At 46.8% G+C, this 24,404-nt stretch carries 22 protein-coding genes; 9 read left to right on the top strand and 13 right to left on the bottom strand.

All coding sequences use genetic code 11. The annotated features are described in order from the left end of the window. Window positions 1-224: 224 nt before the first annotated feature. On the bottom strand, window positions 225-674 hold the full coding sequence (locus DET62_RS03845) for a flavodoxin domain-containing protein (protein ID WP_110012835.1): 450 nt from the start codon (window positions 672-674) through the stop codon (window positions 225-227). Window positions 675-732: 58 nt separating this feature from the next. Here DET62_RS03845 and DET62_RS03840 point away from each other — a divergent pair, with 58 nt between their 5' ends. Continuing rightward, window positions 733-1,230, top strand: a complete 498-nt coding sequence (locus DET62_RS03840) for a sulfur transferase domain-containing protein (protein ID WP_110012836.1) — start codon at window positions 733-735, stop codon at window positions 1,228-1,230. A gap of 74 nt (window positions 1,231-1,304) precedes the next feature. On the opposite strand, the gene gloA is transcribed toward DET62_RS03840, so the two are convergent. Further along, a complete protein-coding gene (gloA, locus tag DET62_RS03835; protein ID WP_110012837.1) occupies window positions 1,305-1,859 on the bottom strand; it encodes a lactoylglutathione lyase in 555 nt (184 codons plus the stop codon). A gap of 76 nt (window positions 1,860-1,935) precedes the next feature. Between gloA and DET62_RS03830 the strand changes: the two genes are divergently transcribed. Beyond that, entirely contained in the window at window positions 1,936-2,187 is a 252-nt protein-coding gene (locus tag DET62_RS03830; RefSeq protein ID WP_110012838.1) for a GIY-YIG nuclease family protein, read from the top strand. Here DET62_RS03830 and DET62_RS03825 read toward each other — a convergent pair. The 6 genes from DET62_RS03825 to rpmH are packed head-to-tail and all read right to left on the bottom strand — an operon-like array spanning window position 2,170 to window position 7,741. After that, window positions 2,170-3,849, bottom strand: coding sequence for an FUSC family protein (locus tag DET62_RS03825; RefSeq protein ID WP_110012839.1), 1,680 nt, complete (start codon window positions 3,847-3,849; stop codon window positions 2,170-2,172). The two genes, DET62_RS03830 and DET62_RS03825, sit on opposite strands and share 18 nt — an antisense overlap. Before the next feature lie 34 nt (window positions 3,850-3,883). Next, window positions 3,884-5,260, bottom strand: coding sequence for a tRNA uridine-5-carboxymethylaminomethyl(34) synthesis GTPase MnmE (gene mnmE, locus DET62_RS03820; protein ID WP_110012840.1), 1,377 nt, complete (start codon window positions 5,258-5,260; stop codon window positions 3,884-3,886). 55 nt (window positions 5,261-5,315) lie between these two features. Continuing rightward, entirely contained in the window at window positions 5,316-6,977 is a 1,662-nt protein-coding gene (yidC, locus tag DET62_RS03815; protein WP_110012841.1) for a membrane protein insertase YidC, read from the bottom strand. Further along, window positions 6,974-7,285, bottom strand: coding sequence for a membrane protein insertion efficiency factor YidD (yidD, locus tag DET62_RS03810; protein WP_110012842.1), 312 nt, complete (start codon window positions 7,283-7,285; stop codon window positions 6,974-6,976). The genes yidC and yidD overlap by 4 nt, the downstream gene beginning before the upstream one ends. Further along, on the bottom strand, window positions 7,237-7,614 hold the full coding sequence (gene rnpA / locus DET62_RS03805; RefSeq protein ID WP_110012843.1) for a ribonuclease P protein component: 378 nt from the start codon (window positions 7,612-7,614) through the stop codon (window positions 7,237-7,239). The genes yidD and rnpA overlap by 49 nt, the downstream gene beginning before the upstream one ends. Continuing rightward, a complete protein-coding gene (gene rpmH, locus DET62_RS03800; protein ID WP_011235863.1) occupies window positions 7,607-7,741 on the bottom strand; it encodes a 50S ribosomal protein L34 in 135 nt (44 codons plus the stop codon). The genes rnpA and rpmH overlap by 8 nt, the downstream gene beginning before the upstream one ends. A 405-nt stretch (window positions 7,742-8,146) precedes the next feature. Between rpmH and dnaA the strand changes: the two genes are divergently transcribed. From dnaA to gyrB, 4 genes are read left to right on the top strand one after another with little or no spacing between them, the layout of a single operon-like run. Beyond that, the gene (gene dnaA, locus DET62_RS03795; RefSeq protein ID WP_110012844.1) at window positions 8,147-9,511 is read left to right on the top strand and encodes a chromosomal replication initiator protein DnaA; all 1,365 of its coding nucleotides are present in this window, start codon (window positions 8,147-8,149) and stop codon (window positions 9,509-9,511) included. A 31-nt stretch (window positions 9,512-9,542) separates the two neighbouring features. Next, entirely contained in the window at window positions 9,543-10,646 is a 1,104-nt protein-coding gene (gene dnaN, locus DET62_RS03790; RefSeq protein WP_110012845.1) for a DNA polymerase III subunit beta, read from the top strand. Between the two features lie 13 nt (window positions 10,647-10,659). After that, window positions 10,660-11,724: a DNA replication/repair protein RecF gene (gene recF, locus DET62_RS03785; RefSeq protein ID WP_110012846.1), complete on the top strand. Its 1,065-nt coding sequence runs from the start codon at window positions 10,660-10,662 to the stop codon at window positions 11,722-11,724. 15 nt (window positions 11,725-11,739) lie between these two features. Then, window positions 11,740-14,157 carry a DNA topoisomerase (ATP-hydrolyzing) subunit B gene (gene gyrB, locus DET62_RS03780; protein WP_110012847.1) on the top strand — a complete coding sequence of 806 codons (2,418 nt, stop codon included), beginning with the start codon at window positions 11,740-11,742 and terminating at the stop codon, window positions 14,155-14,157. A gap of 89 nt (window positions 14,158-14,246) precedes the next feature. Here gyrB and glyS read toward each other — a convergent pair whose 3' ends face one another. Together glyS and glyQ are read right to left on the bottom strand one after the other, a co-directional pair. Beyond that, entirely contained in the window at window positions 14,247-16,313 is a 2,067-nt protein-coding gene (gene glyS, locus DET62_RS03775) for a glycine--tRNA ligase subunit beta (protein WP_110012848.1), read from the bottom strand. A 12-nt stretch (window positions 16,314-16,325) separates the two neighbouring features. Continuing rightward, on the bottom strand, window positions 16,326-17,246 hold the full coding sequence (gene glyQ, locus DET62_RS03770) for a glycine--tRNA ligase subunit alpha (RefSeq protein ID WP_016341241.1): 921 nt from the start codon (window positions 17,244-17,246) through the stop codon (window positions 16,326-16,328). A 93-nt stretch (window positions 17,247-17,339) separates the two neighbouring features. On the opposite strand from glyQ, the gene DET62_RS03765 reads away from it, so the two are divergent. Together DET62_RS03765 and DET62_RS03760 are read left to right on the top strand one after the other, a co-directional pair. Then, window positions 17,340-17,939: a DNA-3-methyladenine glycosylase I gene (locus DET62_RS03765; RefSeq protein WP_110012849.1), complete on the top strand. Its 600-nt coding sequence runs from the start codon at window positions 17,340-17,342 to the stop codon at window positions 17,937-17,939. A gap of 16 nt (window positions 17,940-17,955) precedes the next feature. Continuing rightward, on the top strand, window positions 17,956-18,447 hold the full coding sequence (locus DET62_RS03760; protein ID WP_110012850.1) for a GNAT family N-acetyltransferase: 492 nt from the start codon (window positions 17,956-17,958) through the stop codon (window positions 18,445-18,447). An 18-nt stretch (window positions 18,448-18,465) separates the two neighbouring features. Here DET62_RS03760 and tusA read toward each other — a convergent pair whose 3' ends face one another. From tusA to fadB, 3 genes are all read right to left on the bottom strand, one after another. Continuing rightward, window positions 18,466-18,705 (bottom strand): sulfurtransferase TusA, encoded by a 240-nt coding sequence (gene tusA, locus DET62_RS03755; protein ID WP_110012851.1) that lies wholly within the window; start codon window positions 18,703-18,705, stop codon window positions 18,466-18,468. A 267-nt stretch (window positions 18,706-18,972) separates the two neighbouring features. After that, window positions 18,973-20,136, bottom strand: a complete 1,164-nt coding sequence (gene fadA, locus DET62_RS03750; RefSeq protein WP_011233274.1) for an acetyl-CoA C-acyltransferase FadA — start codon at window positions 20,134-20,136, stop codon at window positions 18,973-18,975. 20 nt (window positions 20,137-20,156) lie between these two features. Further along, window positions 20,157-22,313, bottom strand: coding sequence for a fatty acid oxidation complex subunit alpha FadB (gene fadB, locus DET62_RS03745; RefSeq protein WP_110012852.1), 2,157 nt, complete (start codon window positions 22,311-22,313; stop codon window positions 20,157-20,159). Between the two features lie 135 nt (window positions 22,314-22,448). On the opposite strand from fadB, the gene DET62_RS03740 reads away from it, so the two are divergent. Continuing rightward, entirely contained in the window at window positions 22,449-24,398 is a 1,950-nt protein-coding gene (locus tag DET62_RS03740) for a transglycosylase SLT domain-containing protein (protein WP_110012853.1), read from the top strand. The last annotated feature ends 6 nt before the right edge of the window (window positions 24,399-24,404 follow it).

The raw sequence follows: 24,404 nt of genomic DNA, 5'->3' as shown, positions 1-24,404 counted from the left end.
TGTGAATAGATCGCTGAAGCCCTTTTTAAATATATCCTGGAGCAAGATCACTCTTTGTAGATAAGTGCCCTTGAACCGGGATCATAGATCGTGGATAAGTAGGGTAGTTATACACAGATCAGTTTATCCCCAGTGTTATACCCACTTCACTGACAGCGCTTAAGTGATCTTATTCCAACCTTAGTCACAAGCTGAAATCCTTGTGCACAAGCCTGTGGGTATGATCACAGAGCCTTTACAGCATCAGCGATCGCGGGCAACCAGTTTAATGCTTTCTCTTCCGGATCGTCTTCCAGCATGTCGATTTCTAAACGATCGGTCATTTGTGTCCCGCCTAATTCCTGTAAGCGTTTATCGCAATGTCGACCGGCTTCGCAGAAGGTGTCATAACAGGATTCACCAACCGCCACTACGGCATAGTTCAGTCCGGCTAAATCAGGGCTTTGAGGATCCTTTATTTCGTCGTAGAAATCGAGCATGGAGTCGGCATAATCGCCCGCACCATGGCTAGCGAGAAAAATTAACCAGGGTTGATCGCTGGGTAACTTCTCAAACTCCGGTTCGTAATGGAGCTCGGTTTCAATGCCCTGCTGATTTAACTTTTCGCTGACAGTATCGGCTAAAAATTCGGTATTTCCGGAAGTTGTACCCACTAAAAGATGTAAAACAGTCATAAAATTTCTAACTCATTTGCTACTATTAAAAACACGAGAATCATACAGGAGAACCCAAATGGTAAAAGCTCTGGTTAATGTATTAGTCGCTTTTAGTGTAGCAATAGTTTCAACGAATGTTTTTGCTGGCATTGAGTCACCCAAACAGGTGTCAGATAAGTTATGGGTGATGGGCACACCATCAAATGAGCAGTTGGCTGACTTTGCTGATGAAGGTGGTGAGGTTGTTATTAATCTGCTTTCACAAAAAGAAATGACCGACAGTGAGGAAGCCGCAGTGGTTACCCGTAATGGCATGGCGTATTACCATGTACCGGTTAACGGTGCAGACGGAGTGACACTTGAAAATGCTCGCATGGTGGACCGTATTTTACTGAAAAATAGCGATAAGAAGGCGATGGTGCATTGTGCTTCGAGTAATAGAGTCGGCGCTTTAATGGCTTTGCGAGCCGGTTGGTTAGATGGAATGCCGGTAGAAAAAGCGTTAGAAATTGGACGTGAACATGGCATGACGTCTCTGGAGGGTAAAGTGAAGTTGATGCTTTCAGAACAGTAAAATGAATTGCAAAGGTACTAGAGAATAGAAAAAGACCAGCTCAAATGAACTGGCCTTTTTTCAAGGTACCATCGTTATTTTAAGTGCTCTTTCAGTAATTCTGGTTGGCGTTCCGGCGTGAATATTTCAATCCAGTAGCCATCCGGGTCTTTAATAAAGGCAATACCCTTCATTTTCCCGTCGTTCGGGCGTTTTTGAAACTCTACGCCCATTTTATCGAAACGCTCACAGGCGGCATCGATATCCGGTACGGCGAAACCTATGTGACCAAAACCTTTGGGCTCTCCATTACCACTGTGGTAAGACACCGAGTCGTCGTTCTCGTCGCCCCAGTTATGAGTCAGTTCCAGCATGGCCGGTCGACCAAAGGTCTGTTCAATGCGCTTGTCTTTGTCGGTTGACCAGTCTTTACGTTGTTCAGGCGACATGGCAGCCATGAAATACAGCGTAAACTCCATTTCCGGGAAGTCGAAGCGCTTAACCAATGTCATGCCCAGAACTTCACTGTAAAATTTTAAGGTGCGCTCCGGGTCTTTAATGCGGAACATGGTCTGGTTAAATACAAAGTCGTGTGTTGCGGGGTCGTGTTGTTCAGACAAACCCTTGGCTTCATCAAAATGTCTGCTCATAATGTCATCCTTAGTCGGTTCATTGAGTAACTGTTGTTACACTGTGTATTGGGTTTAGCAGGAGAGAGTTCAAGTCGTGAGCTGGGCGGTTTATCTAATTAAATGTGCAGACAATACGTTCTATACCGGTGTCACAACGGACATTGAACGGCGTGTGAATGAGCATAATACGGACGATAAAAAAGGCGCTAAGTACACACGAGCTCGTCGTCCTGTGGTGCTTGTCTGGAGTGAGAAACACCCGAACCGAACTAAAGCATGCCAGCGTGAATATGAAATTAAACGTTGGCCGCGCGCTAAAAAGGTTGAGTTAGCCGGTGGAATTTAGTCGCTTCTGACCGGTTAAAAGGTGCCCGAGAATGGCGTTTTTGTCTTTCATTCCCAGTTTGTCGCTAATTTGGGTAAGCTTTATTACGCGATGGTAGAAACGTGCTTTACGCCGGTTGTACTGGCTTTCGGTGAGTTTTGTTTTGTTCAGTTGGTTAATTTCTTCGGTCAGAGTTTGCAGTAAGCTTAGATAACGCGCTTTTAAATTGGTTGGATAAATAAGCCGATAAGCAACTAACGAAAGAAGAGGGGCGGCCACTACAGCCAGAGCGATACTCGCAGAATGACTAAGGTGGAACGAATAACCGATAGAGGGCTGCATTAACAGTAGAAAGACCAGGTTGAAATCCATGCTGCCGTTCGCTGTTTTTTGATGTGACATAGGAAAACCCGCCAGCAAAATAACCGGCATTAAAGCAACCAGCATCCATAAAATGGAGCCCTGGTACTGCCAGACCGTTGCCTGTATAAGCACCGCTGTCAGCGCGCCGGCGCACTGCCCGAAAAACACATATCTCATGGTTAATGCCGGGTTGTCTGCGGTGGAAAACAGCGTCAACATAACCGATGCGCCCAGCATTAAATAAGCGAACTGAAATAATCCGGTATACCACCAGCTTGCGCCAATGAGCCCCATAATAACTAACGTTCGTATGGCGGCTTGGCGTGCACCCAACCAGTCGCGGTGCAAAATGGTTTTGCTGAGTAAGGTGGAAGTAGCAGTTTTGCCCGAATCACGAAAAGATAACCGGTCATTGGTTGCTTCAACGAATTCATTAAAGCGCTTTTTCAACGCGGTGTTTTTAATGGATTCCAGAGCAGTTTTGAGAGGTTCTACAATTTCGGAACGTTTAGCGGAAGCATTTAATTTATTTGACGCGTCGAGTAAGTAATCGCTTACTTTTTTGTTTTTTTCTGGCTCCTGAATATTCAGTTCAGCCAGAAATCCCAGTTGGCTGTTAATGACCAAGCGTAACGTTTTGGCCGATTCATGAGCACTGACAGAGCCGGTGCCGTGATCGAGTAGTTGAGCTTCGAGGGCCGCCAGTTTTGATAACTTATCGGCAAGGTTTAAATCGTTATTATCCGGTTCGGCGAAGTAACGACTAATATCGTGCAAGTTAGCTGCGGTTTGTCGGCGAAGTTGGTTAATTAAGCTTTGTTCCGCTCTTTTATAAGTAAAAGCCCAGCCAATAACGAGTGATGTCATAATGCCGACAAAAACCGTGAGTAGACGGTCAATTCCGAGGGGCATAAGTGCGTCAGGGTTTTGTGTTAGCAACACCACCATGGAAGCTGAATACCCGGCAAGTATGGTGCCGTAAGAAATAAGCCCGTGCAGTAAATTGCCCGTGTAGACACAAAGCGATACCCACAGAGTTAAGCCCGCCACCAGCCAAATGATTTCGCCACTGGCAGAAACAACCAGCACCATACCGAACATAGTCCCTAAAAGAGTGCCTAACGCCCGGTATGCGGCCTTTTCTATAAGAAGACCACGAGTTGGCTGGGAAACAGCCCAAACCGTCATAGCAGACCATTGAGGATGCTCTAAGCCCATAGCCCAGGCAATAATAAGAGATAAGCAGGCAGCAACGCCGGTTCGGAAGCCAAACCGCAGGCGAACATAGTCAAACCCCCATTGCGCTAACTTGTCTTTCACTGGTGCCCCTTAGTTGTACGACTAAGAAAAAGCTTTATTTACCGATACAAAACGAACCAAAAATCTGGCCAAGGAGGTCATCAGAAGTGAATTCGCCGGTAATTTCATTGAGGTGCTGCTGAGTTAGACGCAGTTCTTCGGCGAGTATTTCGCCGGCCATATTGGCTTCTAACTGTTCCTGACCTTGCAGTAAGTGGAGTTTCGCTTTTGCCAGGGCCTCTAAATGGCGGCGTCTTGCCATGAAACTGCCTTCGGAGGTTGCGCTGTAACCAACACAATGTTTTAGGTGCTCTCTAAGCAATTCAATGCCATGCCCGGTTTTGGCGGAGAGATGAATAACTGGAATGTTATTGTGTTCATCTATACCCGTGGGCTCTTCCGATAAATCGACTTTATTGCGAATAACGGTGTAGGGCATGTCCTCGGGTAATTGTGCGAAAAATTCTGGCCAAATATCGTCGGGATGAATGGCAGAGGTTTCCTGACTGTCGACCATAAACAGCACGCGGTCAGCCTGGCGTATTTCATCCCAGGCGCGTTCAATACCAATTTTCTCAACATGGTCAGGGCTTTCGCGTAAACCTGCGGTATCGATAATATGCAGCGGCATACCGTCTATTTGAATGTGCTCCCGCAGAACATCGCGAGTGGTTCCTGCTATTTCCGTTACAATAGCTGATTCACGACCCGCCAGCGCGTTAAGCAAGCTGGACTTACCCGCATTGGGGCGTCCGGCAATAACAATGCGCATGCCTTCGCGCATGAGCGTGCCTTGCTTGGCTTCCTGTTCTATGTGGAACAGCTGGTCGATAATTTCAGCTAAATCGCCGGATACTTTGCCATCGGAAAGAAAATCGATTTCTTCATCAGGAAAGTCGATAGCCGCTTCAACGTATATTCTCAGGTGAATAACGGCGTCTACCAACTGATCAATTTTATGAGAAAACTCACCTTTTAGGCTTTGTAAGGCGGCTTTTGCGGCCTGCTCTGAGTTGGTATCAATTAGGTCGGCAATGGCTTCTGCCTGGGTGAGATCGAGCTTGTCGTTTAAGAATGCTCGTTCGCTAAACTCACCGGGACGAGCAGGGCGAATACCGGGAATTTCCAGTATTGCTCGAATTATCATATCGATAATAACCGGCCCACCATGGCCTTGCAGTTCTAAGACATCTTCTCCGGTAAAGGAGTTTGGACCCAGGAAAAAGAGCGCTATGCCTTCGTCCAACAGTTGTTTCTGTAAATCGTAAAACGGCAGGTACTCTGCTTTACGAGGCTTGGGGCAGTGACCTAACAGCTTTTCTGCAACCTCTTTACAGGCTTTTCCGCTCACGCGAACAATACCAACACCGCCGCGTCCGGGAGGCGTTGCCTGAGCTACTATGGTGTCGTCAAAATCTGTTTCAGTTTGCATTTTTGCTGCTCCCAAAAGGACTAAAGCCCGGCATTAGCCGGGCCTTAATGCTGGACTACTTCTTGTTTCGAACGTTAATCCCTTTCTTTTCTAACCCACGGTAAATGATCAGCATTTGTGCAATGGTAATCAAGTTACTGACCAGCCAGTACAGTACCAGACCCGATGGGAACCACAGGAAGAATACGGTAAAGATAACCGGCATATACTGAAACAGTTTCTGTTGCATTGGGTCAGCCGTCGGTGTTGGCTGCAGTCGCTGCATTAAGAACATACTGGCACCCATTAAAATAGGCAGGATGTAGTATGGGTCTTTGGTTGACAGATCCTGTATCCAGAACACAAAAGCAGAATGGCGCAGCTCAACACTTTCCAATAGCACCCAGTATAGCGCCAGGAAGATTGGAAGCTGCAACAGCATAGGCAGACAGCCGCCCAGAGGATTTACTTTTTCCTCTTTGTAGAGCTTCATCATGGCGCCTGACATCTTCTGTCGGTCGTCACCATAACGTTCACGCAGAGCCGTCATTTTTGGCTGCAGCATGCGCATCTTAGCCATTGAAACGTATTGTGCCTTAGTTAGCGGGAACAATAGCGCTTTAACAATAACTGTGGTCAGGATAATAGCCAGACCCCAGTTAATAACGATGCTTTGTAAGAACTGCAGCAGTTTGAATATCGGTTGAGCTAACCACCATAGGAAACCATAGTCGACGGTTAAGTCCAGATACTCGACGACTTCAGCCATGGCGTCTTGGTCTTTTGGACCCAGAAATACTTGAGACTCAATCGTTTTGGAGCTGCCTGGCTGAATATCAGTCATTGGATAAATGACACCGATAATTGCCTGGCTGCCATTGGCTACTCGAGAATAAAGACGATTTTGCTGACCTTGTTTCGGCACCCAGGCTGACACGAAATAGTGCTCAAGCATTCCGACCCAACCAGTTTGCGAAGTAACGTTCAGCTTTTTGTCCTGCATGCTGTCGAAATCGTATTTTTCGAACTTGTCTTCATCGTAGGAATAAGCTGCACCAAAATAGGTAGGCATGATCATACTGCCACTTTCGCCTGAGTGTACGGAACGTTTTAATTGGCCGTAAAATTGAGTTTCAAGCGTTTTGCTGGTGTTATTTTCTACTTCGTACCGAACATCAACAGTGTATTTTCCTGGCGTGAAGGTAAATACTTTACGATAAACAGCGCCGTTCTCAGCCGTATAGGTTAAAGGAACTTCAATAACCTCGCTTGTAGACTCGTAGCTTTCTTGTTCGTAGTTATAAGAAGGGCGGCCGTCTTTGCCATCAATTCCGTCCGGGCCAATTAGGCCTGACTGAGCGACGTAAACGTTGTTTGAACTGTTTTGCAGAAGTTGAAAGCGTTCTTCAGAACCCTGAGTTTTCGCAAACTTGAGTAAGTGAGTCGAAACAACATCACCACCGCGGGTATCTATTTCAACATCTAACACGTCGGTGCGAACGCTAATTGTGGTTTCAGACCGCTGGTTCACAACCGGCTGGTCACTTTCCGGGACGTCTGCCGAAACGGCTGAACTGCCTGAGGGCACATCGCTGTTATCAGCGTTATTGCTCGATTGTGTTGAGGTAACGTTTTCAGGTGCTTTTGTTCCGGGTGCGGTTTCCACCATCCAATTCTGGTATAGGAAGAAAGACACCACTAAAAAGGCAATAAATAATATCGTGCGTGGCGAATTCATAGTGATTTCGTCTCTGTTGGCTGATTTAGTAAAGATTCGGATTCGCTGTTATTTTCTGGCTTGACGTCTTGCTTAGCAAGTGGAACCGGGTCATAGCCGCCCTCATGAGCTGGGTGACATTTACTGATTCGAACAGCAGCAAGGCCAATGCCACGGATTGTACCGTGTTTTTGTATGGCCTCACAGGCATAATGTGAGCAAGATGGATAAAAACGACAACGCGGGCCCAGCAGTGGACTAATAAACCACTGGTAAACCTTTATGAACGCGATTGGTATTGTTCGCAACGCTTTGCTAATTTTCGCCATAAATAATTCAACGTATCCCGTAATGCGGCGTTATCCTGCTCGACAATACCCTGCTTAGCAATAATTACAATGTCGAAAGCGGGAATTTTATGTTGGCTTAAACGGAAGGTTTCACGTATTTGTCGTTTTATGCGGTTTCGGTCAACGGCGCGCTTAGCTCGCTTTTTGCTGACGGTAACACCAATACGTGGATGTCCTAACTCATTGGGGGTTGCCAACATAGTGACATGAGCAGTAACGGCTTTTACAGGAGGGTTTGAGAATACAGTCTGGAAATGAGAGGGAGTTAACAGACGTAACTCCCTTCCGTATGAGATACTTTTATGCACTCAGTACTTTACGACCACGTGCACGGCGACGAGCCAGTACTTTGCGGCCATTTTTTGTTGCCATGCGAGCACGGAAACCGTGTGAACGCTTGCGTTTTAATACGCTTGGTTGAAATGTTCTTTTCATAACTAATATTCCATCGGTCAGTTTGCTATTTCCCACGCTGGCCGAATAAGTTGAAACCAAACGTGAACGGAATTTTTTAGAGCGCGGATCTTACCGATCTTTTCTCGTTGAGTCAATGACCAGAGGCTTTTTTAGGCAATAAATCCTAAAATAATATCATCCACAATCTGCTGAGATTATAACATTAATAATGTGGATAAAATAACAGTTATTCACTGTTTGCTGTGTTTTCGTGTTTTGCGGCATTGTCAGCTTTTAAGCAATTTATGCGCCAGTTATGGTTTGAATGGCTATTTTTTAACTCCTTTATTGACGCTGTTTTCAGGCAGTTTATGCTAGCGAATATTCGCTGAGTGAAGTACAATCTTTGGTTATGTTTATAAAGAAACGATCCAGGAGAAGAGTGTGAATAATTCGCTTTGGCAACAATGTGCAGAGCGACTGCAATCGGAGTTACCGTTACAGCAGTTCAACACGTGGATCAGACCCCTACAAGCCAAACTAAATGGCGAAACATTAACCTTGTTTGCTCCGAATATTTATTCGGTAGACTGGGTGCGTGATAAGTACCTGAAAACCATTAATACCTATTTAGAAGCTTTGTGTGATGACAAAGTGCCTAACGTGGTTTTAAAAGTTGGGGAAGCTTCACCAACACAACGAGATAGCGGCTCACCACAACGGGCGGCTGCAACCCGCAGAAAAACACCTAACTTTTCGTCAGCTAATACCGATGTGGAAGTTCCTTTTGAAAGCAATATTCACCCGGAATACACCTTTGATAACTTTGTAGAGGGTAAATCAAACCAGCTTGCACGGGCAGCGGCTATTCAGGTGGCTGAAAACCCGGGTGGCGTTTATAACCCACTGTTTGTTTATGGTGGTACCGGCTTAGGTAAAACTCACCTTTTGCATGCGGTTGGTAATGGCATTATGGCGCATAAAAAGGATGCCAAGGTGTTTTACATTCGGGCCGAACGCTTTGTTCAGGACATGGTGAACTCTATTCGTAACAGTTCAACCAACGAGTTTAAGCGTTACTATCGTTCGGTCGATGCGTTATTGATTGATGACATTCACTTCTTTGCTAATAAAAAAGGCTCGCAGGAAGAGTTTTTCCATACCTTTAATGCGTTGTTGGAAGGTAACCAGCAAATTATTATGACCAGCGATCTCTACCCCAAGGAAATAGACGGAGTAGAAGATCGGCTGAAGTCACGTTTTGGCTGGGGCCTTACCATTGCCATTGAGCCCCCGGAATTAGAAACGCGGGTGGCTATTTTAATGCGCAAAGCTGACGAACGTGGTTTGAATATGCCTCACGAAGTGGCTTTTTTCATTGCTAAACGTTTACGTTCAAACGTTCGTGAGCTAGAAGGGGCATTGAACCGGGTTGTCGCAAATGTGCAACTCACTGGCCGGCCTATAACTATTGATTTTGTACGTGAAGCTTTGCGTGACTTAATTGCCGCCCAGGAAAAATTAGTTACTATTGACAATATTCAGAAGACGGTAGCGGAATACTACAATATTAAGTTAGCCGATATTTTATCAAAACGCCGTAGCCGCTCTGTAGCGCGCCCTCGCCAGTTAGCGATGGCGTTAGCTAAGGAATTGACCAATCATAGCTTACCGGAGATAGGCGACGCATTCGGCGGTCGTGATCACACAACGGTTTTGCATGCTTGTCGGAAGATACAAGAATTAAAAGATGCGCAGCACGACATTAAAGAAGATTATCGAAATCTTATTCGCACATTGTCGTCATAAAAGTATGTCGTTATAAACAGGGGACTCAGTCATGAAATTTTCAATTAACCGCGATGCTTTTTTAAAGCCGCTGCAGGTTGTAAGTGGCGCTGTTGAACGGCGGCATACCTTACCAATATTGTCGAATTTGTTGCTTCAGGTCGATAATGGCCAGCTTAAACTAACCGGAACAGACCTTGAGGTTGAACTGGTTTCGGCTGTACCGCTCGAATCAGCTGATATGGATGCGGCCGTTACTGTACCAGCGAAAAAGTTGCTGGATATTGTGCGCAGTCTGCCTGAAGGCTCGACCATCGAGTTTACCTCGCAGGAAGACAGTGCCACGGTTAAGTCTGGTCGCAGTAAATTTAAATTGAGTACCTTATCTTCAGATGACTTTCCAAATATCGACGACTGGAAAAGCGATATCCACCTGGTAACTGAGCAGGCGGTATTAAAAGATTTAATGTTGAAAACGCATTTCTCCATGGCGAATCAGGACGTGCGTTATTATTTAAACGGCATGTTGTTCGAAACCGATAACGGCATGTTGCGTTCCGTAGCGACCGACGGCCACCGTTTAGCCATGAGCACTTGTGCTATTGATCAGCCAGGTTTGGCCCAACGCCAGGTTATTGTTCCGCGCAAAGGCGTGGTCGAGTTACTTAGGTTGTTAGGTGACGACGATCAGGAAGTGTCAGTGTCGATAGGAAACAACCATATTCGTGTTGAAACACCAGAGCTTGTTTTTACAAGTAAGCTGGTAGATGGTCGTTTCCCTGATTACCGTCGTGTCTTACCGAGCGGAGGAGACAAAGTTATTGTTGCCCATCGCGATGCGTTGCGGCAGTCCTTTGGGCGTGCATCCATTCTCTCTAATGAAAAGTTTCGCGGTGTGCGTTTGAACTTGAGTAGTGGTGAACTTTGCATTACGGCAACGAACCCCGAGCAGGAACAAGCGGAAGAAGTAATAGAAGTGGATTATCAAGGTGATGATCTGGAAATTGGCTTCAACGTTAGCTATTTGCTAGATGTCTTAAATAACATTGATGACGAACAAGTTTCTTTTACTCTGTCTGACTCAAATAGTAGTGCATTAATTGAACCTCAGCACGACGACTCTTGCTGTTACGTCATTATGCCGATGCGTTTGTAACCCTGCCTCGTAAATGTTCATTGAGACGTTGAATTTAAGCCACTTCCGAAATTTTTCAGAAGTGGCTTTATCTCCCAGCCCCAAAATTAATATCATAACCGGCGATAATGGTTCCGGAAAAACCAGTCTGCTTGAAGCTATCTATTTACTCGGTTTTGGTCGTTCTTTTCGGCCGGGTGGTTTTCGTCAGTTGATTAAAGAAGGGAACCCGGGCTTTACTGTATTTTGCCGTTCCCAAGATTACGCTATAGGTGTAAGACGCAGTACCGATGGTGAACAGTCGCTTAGGTTGAATGGTGCCAACGTTCAGCGCATGTCTGATGTTGCGCGTTTGGTACCGGTACAATTATTAACGCCTGAGTCCGTCGATATATTGTTGGAAGGTCCAGGACAGAGAAGACAGTTTATAGATTGGGGAGTGTTCCACGTGGAACACTCCTTTTATTCTGACTGGGTTGCGTACACTCAGCTCCTAAAACAAAGAAACAGTTTACTCAAGCAGCGCTCGCTTCCTGTAAGAGAAGATCGATATTGGAAAGAGCAGTTAGCCTATTATGGCGAGCGCATTAGTAAAAGTCGCGAAAAATACCTAGAAGAACTGAATGATTATATACAAGAACTAGCGAAATCTTTTCTCTCCGATGTTACAATGGAGGTTCGATTAAAATCGGGCTGGGATACTAGCCAAAGCTTATTTGACGCCTTAGAAAGCCATACAGAGAAAGATAAGAAATACGGCTTTACCTCAGTTGGGGCACATAAGGCAGATATAAAAGTGATAGCGGATGGGGTGGAAGTAAAACATCGCCTGTCTCGCGGGCAATTAAAGACCGCGATAACCGCTTTAAAGTTAGCGCAAGGGAAGCATTACCAAAAAATAAAAAGGCAACCCTGCATTTATTTAGTCGATGATTTAACGTCAGAGCTTGATTCAAAAAATCAGGCGTTACTCTGTCGTGAGTTAGAAAATCTAGACGCACAAGTGTTTATCACCGCAATTACTGGAAAGCAGTTGTCGGATAAATTTCAAAAATCACCCCGAATGTTCCACGTGGAACATGGGGTAATAAACGAATGATATCGAGATAATACTATGGAAGAAAATAATTACGGTTCATCGAGTATCAAGGTTCTGAAAGGGTTGGATGCGGTTCGCAAACGCCCAGGTATGTACATTGGTGACACGGATGATGGAACTGGTTTGCACCACATGGTTTTTGAAGTTGTCGATAACTCTATTGACGAGGCCTTAGCGGGTCACTGTTCAGAAATTATGGTTATCATCCACTCTGACGGTTCTGTTAGTGTGAAAGATGATGGTCGTGGAATTCCAGTTGATATACATGAAGAAGAAGGTGTTTCAGCTGCTCAGGTTATTATGACCGTATTGCACGCCGGCGGTAAGTTCGACGATAACTCTTATAAAGTATCCGGTGGTCTGCACGGGGTGGGTATCTCTGTTGTAAACGCGCTATCTGAAAAACTGCAGTTGACCATTCGTCGACAAGGCCAGGTTTACGAGCAGACTTATCATATGGGTGAGCCTGACAGCGATGTAAAACCTGTTGGCGATACCGAGACAACAGGTACAGAACTGCGTTTTTGGCCAAGCCACGAAACTTTTACCAATACTGAATTCCACTACGATATTCTGGCTAAGCGTTTGCGCGAACTGTCGTTCCTGAATTCAGGTGTTGGCATTCGGTTGCGCGATGAGCGTGACGACCGCGAAGATTTATTTAAATACGAAGGCGGTATTGCTGCCTTTGTTAATTATTTGAATAAGAATAAAACGCCAATTCACCAGAAAGCCTTTTACTTCACAATACAAAGAGAAGACGGTATTGGTGTTGAAGTCAGCATGCAGTGGAATGATTCATTCCAGGAAAACATCTATTGTTTTACCAACAACATTCCGCAGCGTGATGGTGGTACACACTTAGCCGGCTTCCGTGCTGCTTTGACGCGTACACTGAACACCTACATGGAGAAAGAGGGTTATAATAAAAAATCAAAAACCTCTGCAACGGGTGACGATGCGCGTGAAGGTCTGACCGCCATTATTTCTGTTAAAGTTCCTGATCCTAAGTTTTCGTCTCAAACAAAAGACAAGCTGGTTTCTTCAGAAGTGAAGTCGGCTGTTGAGCAGACAATGAACGAGCAGTTGGCGGACTATTTATTAGAAAACCCAGGCGAAGCGAAACTGATTATCAATAAAATTATTGATGCAGCAAGAGCTCGTGAAGCCGCTCGTAAAGCACGTGAAATGACACGCCGTAAAGGTGCTCTGGATATTGCAGGTTTACCCGGTAAATTGGCAGATTGTCAGGAAAAAGACCCGGCACTGTCTGAACTTTATATTGTGGAGGGTGACTCTGCAGGCGGCTCCGCTAAACAGGGTCGTAACCGTAAAAACCAGGCGATTTTGCCACTTAAAGGTAAAATTCTTAACGTAGAGAAAGCGCGGTTTGACAAAATGCTGTCTTCCGTCGAGGTTGGTACATTAATTACTGCTATGGGCTGTGGTATTGGCCGTGATGAGTACAACCCGGATAAAACACGTTATCACCGTATTATTATTATGACGGATGCGGACGTTGATGGATCACACATTCGAACTTTGTTGCTGACGTTCTTCTATCGTCAAATGCCTGAAATTATTGAGCGCGGATACATCTATATTGCTCAGCCCCCGCTTTACAAAGTGAAGAAGGGCAAGCAGGAAGTTTATATTAAAGATGACCCTGCATTGATCCGCTATCTAACCAGTTTGGCTCTGGATAATGCATCGCTGCACGTTAATGAAACTGCGCCAGGTATTTCTGGTGAGAAGCTCGAAACTTTGGTTAACGGCTATCAGATGGCGCAGGAAAATATTAAGCGTTTAAGTCGTCGTATGCCTGAGCGTTTCTTACAGCGTCTGTTCTATGCGCCTCGTTTAACGGATGATCGTTTGAAAGATAAAGATTACATGGAGAAGTGGGTTAAAACATTAAACGATGACCTAACTGCCCGTGAAATTAATTCGGCAACTTATACCGTTTCTTTGCATGAAGATACTGAACGCAAGATGTGGTTACCTTCGACGACGATTCGTCAACACGGTGTCGACACAGATTACCCGCTGAACTATGAATTCTTAATGTCTAAAGACTACGAACAAATAGTGACGCTTGGCGAAGAGATCGACTCTTTGGTTGAGCCGGGTGGCTATGTGCTTCGCGGTGAGAAGAAGCAGCCAGTTACACACTTCGTTGAAGCTGTGGAATGGCTTATTGGTGAATCCAAGCGAGGTTTATACGTTCAGCGTTATAAAGGTCTGGGCGAAATGAACCCTGACCAGCTGTGGGAAACTACGATGGACCCTGATACTCGCCGTATGCTTCAGGTAACTATTGAGGACGCTATTGGCGCAGATCAGCTGTTCACCACGTTAATGGGTGATGAAGTTGAACCGCGTAGAGCCTTTATTGAATCCAATGCTCTTAAGGTTGCCAATTTGGACGTCTAGGCTTAACAGCGATGTTAGCAACAGGCAACAAAAAAGCCGGCTCATGAAAATGAAGCCGGCTTTTTATTTATTAAAAATCAAAGCGTTAGTTACTGAAGCAAAGAAATATCCGCTATTTCCAAGAACAGCTGACGCAAGCGGAACAACAAGTTCAGGCGGTTAATACGGACTTTATCGTCATCGGCATTGACCATGACATGCTCAAAAAACGCATCCACAGGCTCTTTAAGCTCGGATAAATGCGTGAGGGCGTCATTGTATTTACCATCAGCAATAAGTGGCTTAACAGTGCCTTCTGTCTGTTTAACCAAACGATAAAGTGTTGTTTCAGACTCTTCCTGTAGAAGAGCTTCATCTACGTTACCGGATATCTCTTCGTCTGATTTTGCCAGGATATTACCCACCCGCTTATTGGCTGCGGCAAGGCTGGCAGCAGAATTCATAGACTTAAATGACTGAACCGCCTTTACTCTTTGGTCGAAGTCCGTTGGCTTAGACGGTGAACTGGCAAGTACCGACTGAATAACATCGACAGAGATGCCTTGATCCTGGTACCAGGGACGAAAACGACCGAGTAGAAATTCGAAAACATCGTTAGCTACGGTGCTATTCGATAGCTTGTCACCAAAACCTTCGACGGATGCCGCTAACAGTTCATGCAAGTCTAATGAAAGCTCTCGTTCTACCAGGGTACGTAATAAGCCAAGAGCGGCACGGCGCAGAGCGAATGGGTCACGGTCACCTTTAGGTACTTGACCAATACCGAATATACCGACCAGTGTGTCGAGTTTGTCAGCTAAAGCAACGGCACAAGCCTCTTTAGTTAAAGGCAGTTCGTCACCGGAAAAACGAGGCCAGTAGTGCTGTTCTATTGCTTCGGCTACTACCGGGCTTTCGCCGTCGTTTAACGCATAGTGTTTACCCATAACGCCCTGGGTTTCAGGGAACTCAGAAACCATATCGGAAACCAAATCGGCCTTGCACAGCAGACCGGCTCGTTCTGAGGCTTTTACGTCGGCAGTTAACTGGTTTGCAATTTTACCTGCTAATACCGATATACGACGAGCCTTATCGCCAATACTACCCAGTTGTTTTTGGAACAGAACAGAATCCAGTGCAGCAACTCGCGACTCTAAAGGGACTTTCTTATCGGACTCAAAGAAAAACTGTGCATCCGCCAGGCGAGGGCGAACGACTTTCTCGTTACCCTTAATGATTTGTTGAGGGTCACGGCTTTCAATATTGGTAATGAAAATAAACTGTGGCAGTAAGTTACCTTTGCCATCTTCCACCGGAAAGTAACGCTGGTCGTCTTTCATGGTAACGATAAGCGGCTCTTTTGGTACCGCGAGGAAGCCTTGATCGAAACTAGCTGTTAAAGCAACCGGCCATTCCACCAAGGCCGCAACTTCCTCAACTAACTCGTCATCCTGAATAACCTGGCCGCCGAGTTCTGAGGCAAGACGTGATACTTCCGACTGAATGGTTTCAATACGCTCTTCGAAGTTAGCGATCACTTTCGCTTCATGAAGCTTAGTTAGGTAGTTGTCGACATGGTCGAGCTCAAAACCTTGGGGCGAATGGAAGCGATGACCCTGGATAAAGCGGGCACTCTTCGTTTCCAGAATTTCAGCTTCAATAAGCTCGCTACCCAGCATAACAGTGAGTGTGTGCACAGGACGAATAAATTGCGCCGTGCTGTCGCCCCAACGCATCGGTTTTGGGATAGGTAGAGCTTTAATTGCTGCTTCTAAGATACCCTGAACTAAGTCAGCTAGTGTCTGGCCTTTTACTGTCGCCTTATGCAGCAGCCATTCGCCCTTGTCTGTTTTAAGCCGGTCAGCCTGCTCTACCGTAATGCCGTTTGAGCGTGCCCAGCCTTCGGCAGCTTTAGTTGGCTTACCGGTATCATCAAAGGCTACATTTACTGCTGGCCCGCGCTTCTCGACTTCTTTGTCCTGCTGTTCGGTTTCAACTTGTTTCACCAGCACGGCAAGTCGGCGAGGGGTTGCATACGCCTTGATGCTATCAAAACTCAGTTCGGCGCTTTTTAAGCCTGACTCAATACCCGACTTTAAGCTGTCACGCAGCGACTTTAAGGCTTTTGGAGGAAGCTCTTCAGTACCTAACTCAATCAATAAGTTTTCTTTTTGCACGCTCTGCTCTCCTTAGTTCGCTGCTGGTTTGTTTTTATCGTCGGCTAAAGGGAAGCCAAGAGCTTCGCGCGTCTGGTAATAGACTTCGGCAACGGCTTTTGCCATGGTTCTGACGCGAAGTATGTAGCGCTGTCTTTCGGTTACAGATATCGCGTGTCGGGCATCCAGTAAGTTAAAGGCGTGAGATGCCCGCATAACCTGCTCGTACGCGGGTAAAGCCAGAGACTTCTCTATTAACAGCTCACATTCTTTTTCGCAGTCGTCGAAGCGGCGGAACAGCACATCAACATCGGCGTATTCAAAGTTGTAAGTCGATTGCTCAACTTCGTTCTGATGGAAAACATCCCGATACAAGATTTTACCGCGCGGGCCGTCGGTCCAGACCAGGTCGTAGATGCTGTCCACGCCCTGAATGTACATAGCTAAACGCTCAAGGCCGTAGGTGATTTCTCCGGCCACGGGGCGACATTCGATACCGCCTACCTGCTGGAAATAAGTAAACTGAGTGACCTCCATACCGTTAAGCCAGACTTCCCAGCCCAGACCCCAGGCACCCAGAGTAGGCGATTCCCAGTTGTCTTCTACAAAGCGTATGTCGTGAGTTAGTGTGTCAAAGCCCAGCATTTCTAAAGACCCCAGATAAAGCTCCTGAATGTCCTTAGGCGATGGTTTCATAATGACCTGAAACTGATAATAGTGCTGCAGGCGGTTCGGGTTTTCACCATACCGGCCATCGGTCGGGCGGCGGCAGGGTTGCACATAGGCAAAACTGGCTGGCTCCGGACCTAATGAGCGCAGAAAGGTCATTGGATGAAAGGTACCCGCGCCCACTTCCATATCCAGTGGCTGAACCACGGCACAGCCTTGCTGAGCCCAGTAATCCTGAAGAGCAAGAATAAGCCCCTGAAAGGTTTTCACATCGTACGTCGACATACGCATTCTCTGCTTTGTTATTTGTGGTTGACCGAAGGTCGAGAAATATGCGTAGATTATACCCTCTGAATCGCCTTGGTTATAGGGGAAGGTATGACAAATAATCAGCCAGAACGGTGTTCCTGGTGTGAATCTACTGACGACTACCGTGCTTATCATGACAATGTGTGGGGGCGTCCGGTAAGCGACCCGATAGAACTTTTTGCCAAACTGTGTCTGGACGGGCAGCAGGCGGGGCTTAGCTGGTTAACCATTCTGCGTAAACAGGCCGGCTATGAGAAAGCCTTTTTAGGTTTTGACCCACAAGCTATCGTGGCAATGAGTGACGCTGATCGTGAATTGTTGTACAGCAACCGTGATATTATCCGTAGCAAGGCCAAAATTGATGCCATTTTTACTAACGCTGAAGCGTATTTAAGAATGGAAGAAAAGGGCGTCAAATTTGAGCGGTGGTTATGGGAGTTTGTAGGCGGCTCACCGATTATTAATGAGCACCAGGCGCAAAGTCAGATCCCAACAGAAACAGAAGCTTCCCAAAGCATGGCAAAAGCGTTAAAAAAGGAAGGCTTTAAGTTTGTCGGACCGACCATTTGCTATGCTTTTATGCAAGCAGTTGGTATGGTGAACGACCATGTTACTAGCTGTCATTGTTATCAGCCTGTTGCTGACCAAATGAAACAGTTTACGTTGTAAAATGAGCGAAGGAAGAATGATAGAAATTACTCTTGCGGATTACAGCAACCCCAAACACCGCAATGCCGTTATTGCTATGTTAGATGCTTATGCCAAAGACCCAATGGGTGGCGGTGAAGGCATATCAGATGAAGTTAAAGAAAGCCTCATAGATGAAATGGCAAAGCGAGGCCATGTGTTTTCTTTGCTGGCCTACGATGGTGACACTCCGGTTGGCGTTGCAAACTGTGTAGAAGGCTTTTCAACCTTCGCAGCAAAACCGTTAATGAATATTCATGACATAGCCGTCATTCCAGAGTACCGGGGACAGGGCGTTGCGCGTAAACTTCTTGAAGAAGTGAAAACACTTGCAGAGTTCCGCGGTTGCGTGAAGCTGACACTGGAAGTGCTTGAGAACAATGACCGGGCGAAAAAAGCCTATGAGAACTTCGGCTTTGCACCTTATGAATTAGGTGACGTAGGTCAGGCCGAGTTTTGGGAAATGTACTTGAATAAAGACAAAGCCTGACATCTAAGCATCAGGCTATTAATGAGATTTCCTAACCCAGTAGCGGTAGGGGATTTCTTCGGTTTCAGAACCAACCAATTCATGCTCCATAAACTCGCAAAAGCCCGGAATATCCCGGGTTGTTGCGGGATCATCCGCAAAAATCAGCAATACCTCTCCAACCGACATTTTGCGAATAGCCGCACGAACTAACATTACGGGCTCTGGGCATTTAAGGCCTAAGGTATCGAGTTCTTTGTCGCAGTCAATTTGAGTCATTATGTTCAAGTAGAGATTAATGGGGCAGCTGGGTAGTTTAACACTTTCGCGCTTAATAGGTGAGGGGGAGTGATGGATTGCGCCGCTGTTTGTTGGCGGGAAAGACTCAGAAACTGTCTGCAGCCATGGATGGCTGCAGTCAAGCCCCCAGGGATGGGTTCACGGCGTGTTTCTGAGTCTTTCCTGACAATAAAAAGGGGCGAGCCTTCGCTCCCCCCTTCCTCTGAGCAGTTAAAGTGTTAAACCGCCCTAATTTTTCTGTTTCTTTTAAACGCGTTCGAAGACAGTAGCAATACCCTGGCCAAGGCCAATGCACATGGTTGCTAAGCCAAGCTTCGCGTCTTTCTCTTCCATTAAGTTGATTAGCGTGGTTGAGATACGAGCGCCAGAACAGCCTAATGGGTGACCTAAAGCGATAGCACCGCCGTTCAGGTTCACTTTTTCTTCCATCTTGTCGAACAGTTTTAAACCTTTAAGTACAGGCAGCGACTGTGCGGCAAAGGCTTCGTTCAGTTCAACAACGTCGATGTCATCAATAGACACACCAGCACGCTTCAGCGCTTTTTCTGTTGCCGGAACCGGTCCGTAACCCATAATGGATGGATCGCAGCCTGCAACGGCCATTGAACGGATTTTAACGCGTGGCGTCAGACCCAGTTCTTTGGCTTTGTCAGCAGACATAACCAACATGGCTGCGGCGCCGTCTGACAAGGCTGACGAGGTACCAGCGGTTACCGTACCGTTAGCAGGGTCAAACACTGGGCGAAGCTGTGACAAGCCTTCAGCAGTGGTTTCTGGGCGAATCACTTCGTCTTCAGTAACACGTACCAGTTCGCCGTCGGCGTTGTGGCCATTCATTGCGTAAATCTCTTTAGCAAAGCGGCCTTCAACCGTCGCCTCGTGCGCTTTTCTGTGAGAGCGTGCACCAAATTCGTCTTGTTGTTCGCGGGTAATACCGAACTTACGAGATAACAGTTCAGCGGTCATACCCATGCTGCCAGAGGCTTTCGCTACAGACTTGTTCATGCCCGGGTGAAAGTCAATTCCGTGAGTCATTGGTACGTGACCCATGTGCTCAACACCTCCAGCCATAAAGATATCGCCGTCGCCGTTCATAATAGCGCGCGTAGCGTCGTGCAATGCCTGCATTGAAGAGCCACACAAACGGTTAACCGTTACACCGGCCACTTTATGCGGAATACCGGCTATTAATGCTGAATTACGCGCAATGTTAAAACCTTGCTCTAAGGTTTGTTGTACACAACCCCAGTAAATGTCTTCCAGCTCTTCCGGGTCAACTTCCGGGTTACGCTCAAGTAAGCCCTTCATCAGCGCAGCTGAGAGGTCTTCGGCACGAGTATGGCGGAAAACACCATTTTTTGAACGCCCCATTGGCGTACGAATACAATCTACTATGACGATGTCTTTCATTTTAATAACCTCCTCAAGCCTTACTTCGCGCTGGTTGTGTCAAAGTAAGATTTACCGGCTTTAGCCATTTCGCGCATGCCGTCGGTAACCTGATAAATTTCACCCAGGTGCGCGTACTTGTCTGCCAGTTGAATAAAGTTGTCCATGCCAAGCGTTTCCAGATAACGGAAAGGGCCGCCGCGGAATGGAGGGAAGCCTAAGCCATAAAGCAGCGCCATGTCTGCTTCGGCAGCAGAGCCAACAATGTCTTCTTCCAGACAGCGAACCACTTCGTTCACCATAGGGATCATGCAGCGCGCAATGACTTCATCAGCATCCAGTTTCTTGCCTTGCTCACAGCCTAATAGCTCGTAAGTGGCAGGATCCGCTTCTTTGGTTGGCTTTCCTTTTTTGTCGGTGCCGTAAACATAGAAGCCTTTGCCGTTTTTCTGACCGTAACGCTCAGCAGCTGCCAGTTTAGCAATGGCGCTGGACTCGTCGCGTTTCATGCGGGTCGGGAAGCCTGCTTCCATAACAACGGTACAATGGTCAGCGGTATCAATACCAACAACATCGCTTAAGTACGCAGGACCCATTGGCCAACCGAATTGCTTCTCCATAACCTTGTCGATGCCGACGAAATCAACGCCTTCATCAACCATGCCAGCAAAGCCTGCCAGGTAAGGGAATAATACGCGGTTTACTAAGAAGCCCGGGCAGTCGTTAACAACGATAGGAGTTTTGCCCAGCTTAAGTGCATAAGCGACTACCGCATTAACAGTGTCATCTGAGGTTTTCTCGCCACGGATAATTTCAACCAATGGCATTTTGTGTACCGGGTTGAAAAAGTGCATTCCGCAGAATTTCTCAGGGCGCTTCAGGTTCTTAGCCAGTTCAGTAATAGAAATGGTCGAGGTATTTGAAGTCAAAATGGCATCATCGCCAATTACGCCTTCAATTTCAGCCAGCACCGAGCCTTTAACTTTCGGGTTTTCGACAACGGCTTCTACGACAATATCGACGTCTTTGACTGCGTCATTCAGCAACGTAGGCGTAATAGAAGACAAGATTTTAATCATCTTCTCGTTGTTTACCTTACCGCGCTCAACACCTTTTTTCAGGATCTTGCCGGCTTCTTTCATGCCTAAGTCTAAAGCGTCTTGCTTAATGTCTTTCATAACAGCCGGTACGCCTTTAAGCGCTGACTGGTAAGCGATACCGCCGCCCATAATGCCGGCACCTAAAACACCTGCTGTCTTAATTTCTTTGGTTGCTGCTTTAGCGTATTTTTTCGACTTACTTTTAACTGCCTGATCCGCCAGGAAGATACCAACTTGAGCCTGACAAGCCTCGGTTTGGGTGAGGTCGAAAAACGCGTTGTTTTCAGCTGTTAGCGCGCCTTCACGATGCTCGCGGGCACCGTTTTCAATGGCTTCTAAGGCTTTGTGCGGTGCCGGATAGTGCTTACCGGCCTTCGCTGCAATCATGCCTTTGGCGGTAACCAGCGTCATCATCAGCTCGGTGTCGTTAGCTTTCAGCGGCTCTAACTTAGGCTGGCGCTTGGCTTTCCAGTCCTGCTGGCCGGCTGCTGCGGCTTTAGCTAAGTTGAGTGCGGCTTTAGTCAGGTTTTCCGGTTCAACAACCGCATCCACAGCACCAACTTTCAGCGCATCAAGGGCTTTGTTGTTTTTACCTGTGGTTATCCACTCAAGCGCGTTGTCCGGACCAATCACGCGAGGTAAACGCATGGTGCCGCCAAAGCCCGGGATAAGACCCAGTTTAACTTCTGGCAGGCCGATAGTTGCTGTGGTGTCCGCAACACGGTAGTCACAGGCTAACAATGCTTCACAACCGCCGCCCAGTGCGAATCCGGTTACGGCTCCAACGGTTGGAACTGGCAGGTCTTCTAATTGATCAAACACGCGTGAGGCTTTTGCCACCCAGCTGCGGGTTTTTTCCTGATCAGAGAATAGCGTCAGGAACTCGGTAATGTCAGCGCCGACAATAAAGGTCGACTTGCTGCTGGTAACAATAACGCCACGTAAATCGTCAGTGTTCTGTAATTTTGTCAGTGCTTCACTGAATTCTTCTAATGTAGCCTGGTCGAATTTATTAACCGAGCCTTTCGCATCAAATTGTAATTCTGCGAAACCTGGTTCGATAAAATCGACCCGAATGCTTTCACCTTGATAGATCATCTTGGGTCTCCCACGACTTCCATTAATTTGTTGCTATAAAGAAACTGATTCTGCTATAGCTTTGGGTTAAGGTAGACAGAGTTTGGCGCGAATACGCCAATTTTTCAACGGTTATTTAAACATGCGTTTGAATCAATGAAAAAGCAGTCGTTTATCATACGTTACAGTGCGCCATTGTTTTTCGTGTTGTTCCTGCTAAGCAGTGGTGCGGTTCAGTCTGAACCTGTTGATACAAAACAACGGGAGCAGCAGCGTGAGCTATTCAAAAAAGCGGAGTACGCGGCTAAACGTGGCCGCTTGGGCGAATACCGGCTATTACTTGAAAAGCTGGAGGGTTATCCTTTAGTGCCGTATCTGGAATTGGCCCGGCTGGAGCAAGTTGGATATCTGGCCAATGAAGACCGCGTGCTGGATTTTCTCGAAAAGTATGAAAAGACTCCCCTCGACTGGCAATTAAGACAACCCTGGCTTACCTATCTGGCGGGACAAAATGAATATTCACGCTTTATTCGGGATTTCCGGCATCCGGGAACCCTAACTCATCGTTGTCAATTTATAGAGTCTCAACGTAAAACGGGTTTGGGGGACGGGCCTTTTAGGCGGCAGGTGGATGCTATCTGGAAGCATGGATTTTCGCTTCCGTCGGCTTGTGACCCTATTTTGGACGAATGGACGAAGTTGGGTGGGCGCACCGAAGAAAAAGTGTGGGAACGATTGGAATTGGCTGCTGAGCACGGTAACCCGACTCTGCTCCCGTATTTAACCGACTTATTACCTGAGTTACAGCAGTATCTTGGGGAGTTTTATCATAAAGTGAGGTACTCACCGGCTGCCATTGAAGACGGCTCCTGGTACAAAGGGCGCTACCCTGGAAAAGAGGCACAAATAGTTACCTATGCTTTAACCAAGCTGGTTTGGCGTGATGAAAACATTGCTCTGCGAAGCTATAAAAAGCTGAGTTCACAACTGCCCTTTACCGAACAGCAAGAGGGCCGCATCGCCGAAGAATTTGCTGTTGCGTTAAGCTTAAACTCTCATCCCGAAGCTCGTGTCTGGCATGATCGCGTTCCGGTAACCGCGCTAAATGAACGGGTTTTACAGTGGCGTTTGGCTATTTATCTTAAGGACAAAGATTACGAAGGCCTTAGAGACGCGATTCAAAGCTTGCCGGTTGCCATTCGGCAGGGTAACCAATGGCGTTACTGGCTGGCTCGCTCCCAGGAGGTAACCGGTAATGCTTTGGCCGCACAAGAGCTGTATGAAGATTTAGCCGATGAGCGCCATTACTACGGGTTTCTGGCGGCCGCGCGGTTGCAAAAGCCGGTGAGTCTTGAGCAGGAGAAACTTGAAGTCAGTGTTGTTCAGCTTGAGCAAATTCGTAATCATCCTAGCGTGCAACGTGCATACGAATTGATTCAACTGGAGCGTTGGGTCGACGCCCGACGCGAATGGAACCATTTATTAACGCAGCTTGATGGCGAGGAACAAAAGGTTGCGGCATATCTGGCGAGCGAATGGGGATGGCACGATCAGGCAATATGGACACTTGCGCAAATAGGGCACTTTGACGCTGTGGGGATTCGTTTCCCTTTAGCTTACAAAGACATACTAGGGCGAGCGTCACAGGCTGCCGGAATTGATGAAAACTGGGCTTTAGCTATTACGCGCCGGGAAAGTAACTTTCGGCACGACGCGTATTCAAGTGCTGGTGCAAGGGGACTAATGCAGATTCTGCCTGGTACTGCAAAGCAACTGGATACTAAGAATAATAGCTGGCGGCGGTTGAATGACCCTGCCGTCAATGTGCGCCTGGGCACGGACTATTTAAGTCGACTGAAACACCGCTTTGAGAATAATTGGTTATTAGCTACGGCAAGCTATAATGCAGGCTACTATCGAGTTAAAGAGTGGTTACCTGACGAGCCTGTTGCTGCCGATGTGTGGGTCGAAACCATTCCGTACCATGAAACCAGAGATTATGTAAAAGCAGTATTGAGTTATCAGCAAATTTATAGGATGTTGGGTGGTAACGAGGATAATTTGTTTGAGCAAGTTGTTGATATGACAATTGTTGATACTGAATAAGGCGAT

This window comes from Idiomarina sp. H2 (genome assembly GCF_004364275.1).
Taxonomy (GTDB): domain Bacteria; phylum Pseudomonadota; class Gammaproteobacteria; order Enterobacterales; family Alteromonadaceae; genus Idiomarina; species Idiomarina loihiensis.
Note: the sequence above shows the minus strand (reverse complement) of the source record. Positions and strands in the feature narration are given on the sequence as shown.

Coding starts and splice junctions, on each gene's coding strand:
- yidC (WP_110012841.1), bottom strand. CDS start 6,977: ATGAATTCGCCACGCACGATATTATTTATTGCCTTTTTAGTGGTGTCT.
- gyrB (WP_110012847.1), top strand. CDS start 11,740: ATGGAAGAAAATAATTACGGTTCATCGAGTATCAAGGTTCTGAAAGGG.
- glyQ (WP_016341241.1), bottom strand. CDS start 17,246: ATGTCGACGTACGATGTGAAAACCTTTCAGGGGCTTATTCTTGCTCTT.
- DET62_RS03760 (WP_110012850.1), top strand. CDS start 17,956: ATGATAGAAATTACTCTTGCGGATTACAGCAACCCCAAACACCGCAAT.
- DET62_RS03740 (WP_110012853.1), top strand. CDS start 22,449: ATGAAAAAGCAGTCGTTTATCATACGTTACAGTGCGCCATTGTTTTTC.
- rpmH (WP_011235863.1), bottom strand. CDS start 7,741: ATGAAAAGAACATTTCAACCAAGCGTATTAAAACGCAAGCGTTCACAC.
- recF (WP_110012846.1), top strand. CDS start 10,660: ATGTTCATTGAGACGTTGAATTTAAGCCACTTCCGAAATTTTTCAGAA.
- yidD (WP_110012842.1), bottom strand. CDS start 7,285: ATGGCGAAAATTAGCAAAGCGTTGCGAACAATACCAATCGCGTTCATA.
- gloA (WP_110012837.1), bottom strand. CDS start 1,859: ATGAGCAGACATTTTGATGAAGCCAAGGGTTTGTCTGAACAACACGAC.
- DET62_RS03845 (WP_110012835.1), bottom strand. CDS start 674: ATGACTGTTTTACATCTTTTAGTGGGTACAACTTCCGGAAATACCGAA.
- mnmE (WP_110012840.1), bottom strand. CDS start 5,260: ATGCAAACTGAAACAGATTTTGACGACACCATAGTAGCTCAGGCAACG.
- DET62_RS03840 (WP_110012836.1), top strand. CDS start 733: ATGGTAAAAGCTCTGGTTAATGTATTAGTCGCTTTTAGTGTAGCAATA.
- fadA (WP_011233274.1), bottom strand. CDS start 20,136: ATGAAAGACATCGTCATAGTAGATTGTATTCGTACGCCAATGGGGCGT.
- dnaN (WP_110012845.1), top strand. CDS start 9,543: ATGAAATTTTCAATTAACCGCGATGCTTTTTTAAAGCCGCTGCAGGTT.
- fadB (WP_110012852.1), bottom strand. CDS start 22,313: ATGATCTATCAAGGTGAAAGCATTCGGGTCGATTTTATCGAACCAGGT.
- DET62_RS03765 (WP_110012849.1), top strand. CDS start 17,340: ATGACAAATAATCAGCCAGAACGGTGTTCCTGGTGTGAATCTACTGAC.
- tusA (WP_110012851.1), bottom strand. CDS start 18,705: ATGACTCAAATTGACTGCGACAAAGAACTCGATACCTTAGGCCTTAAA.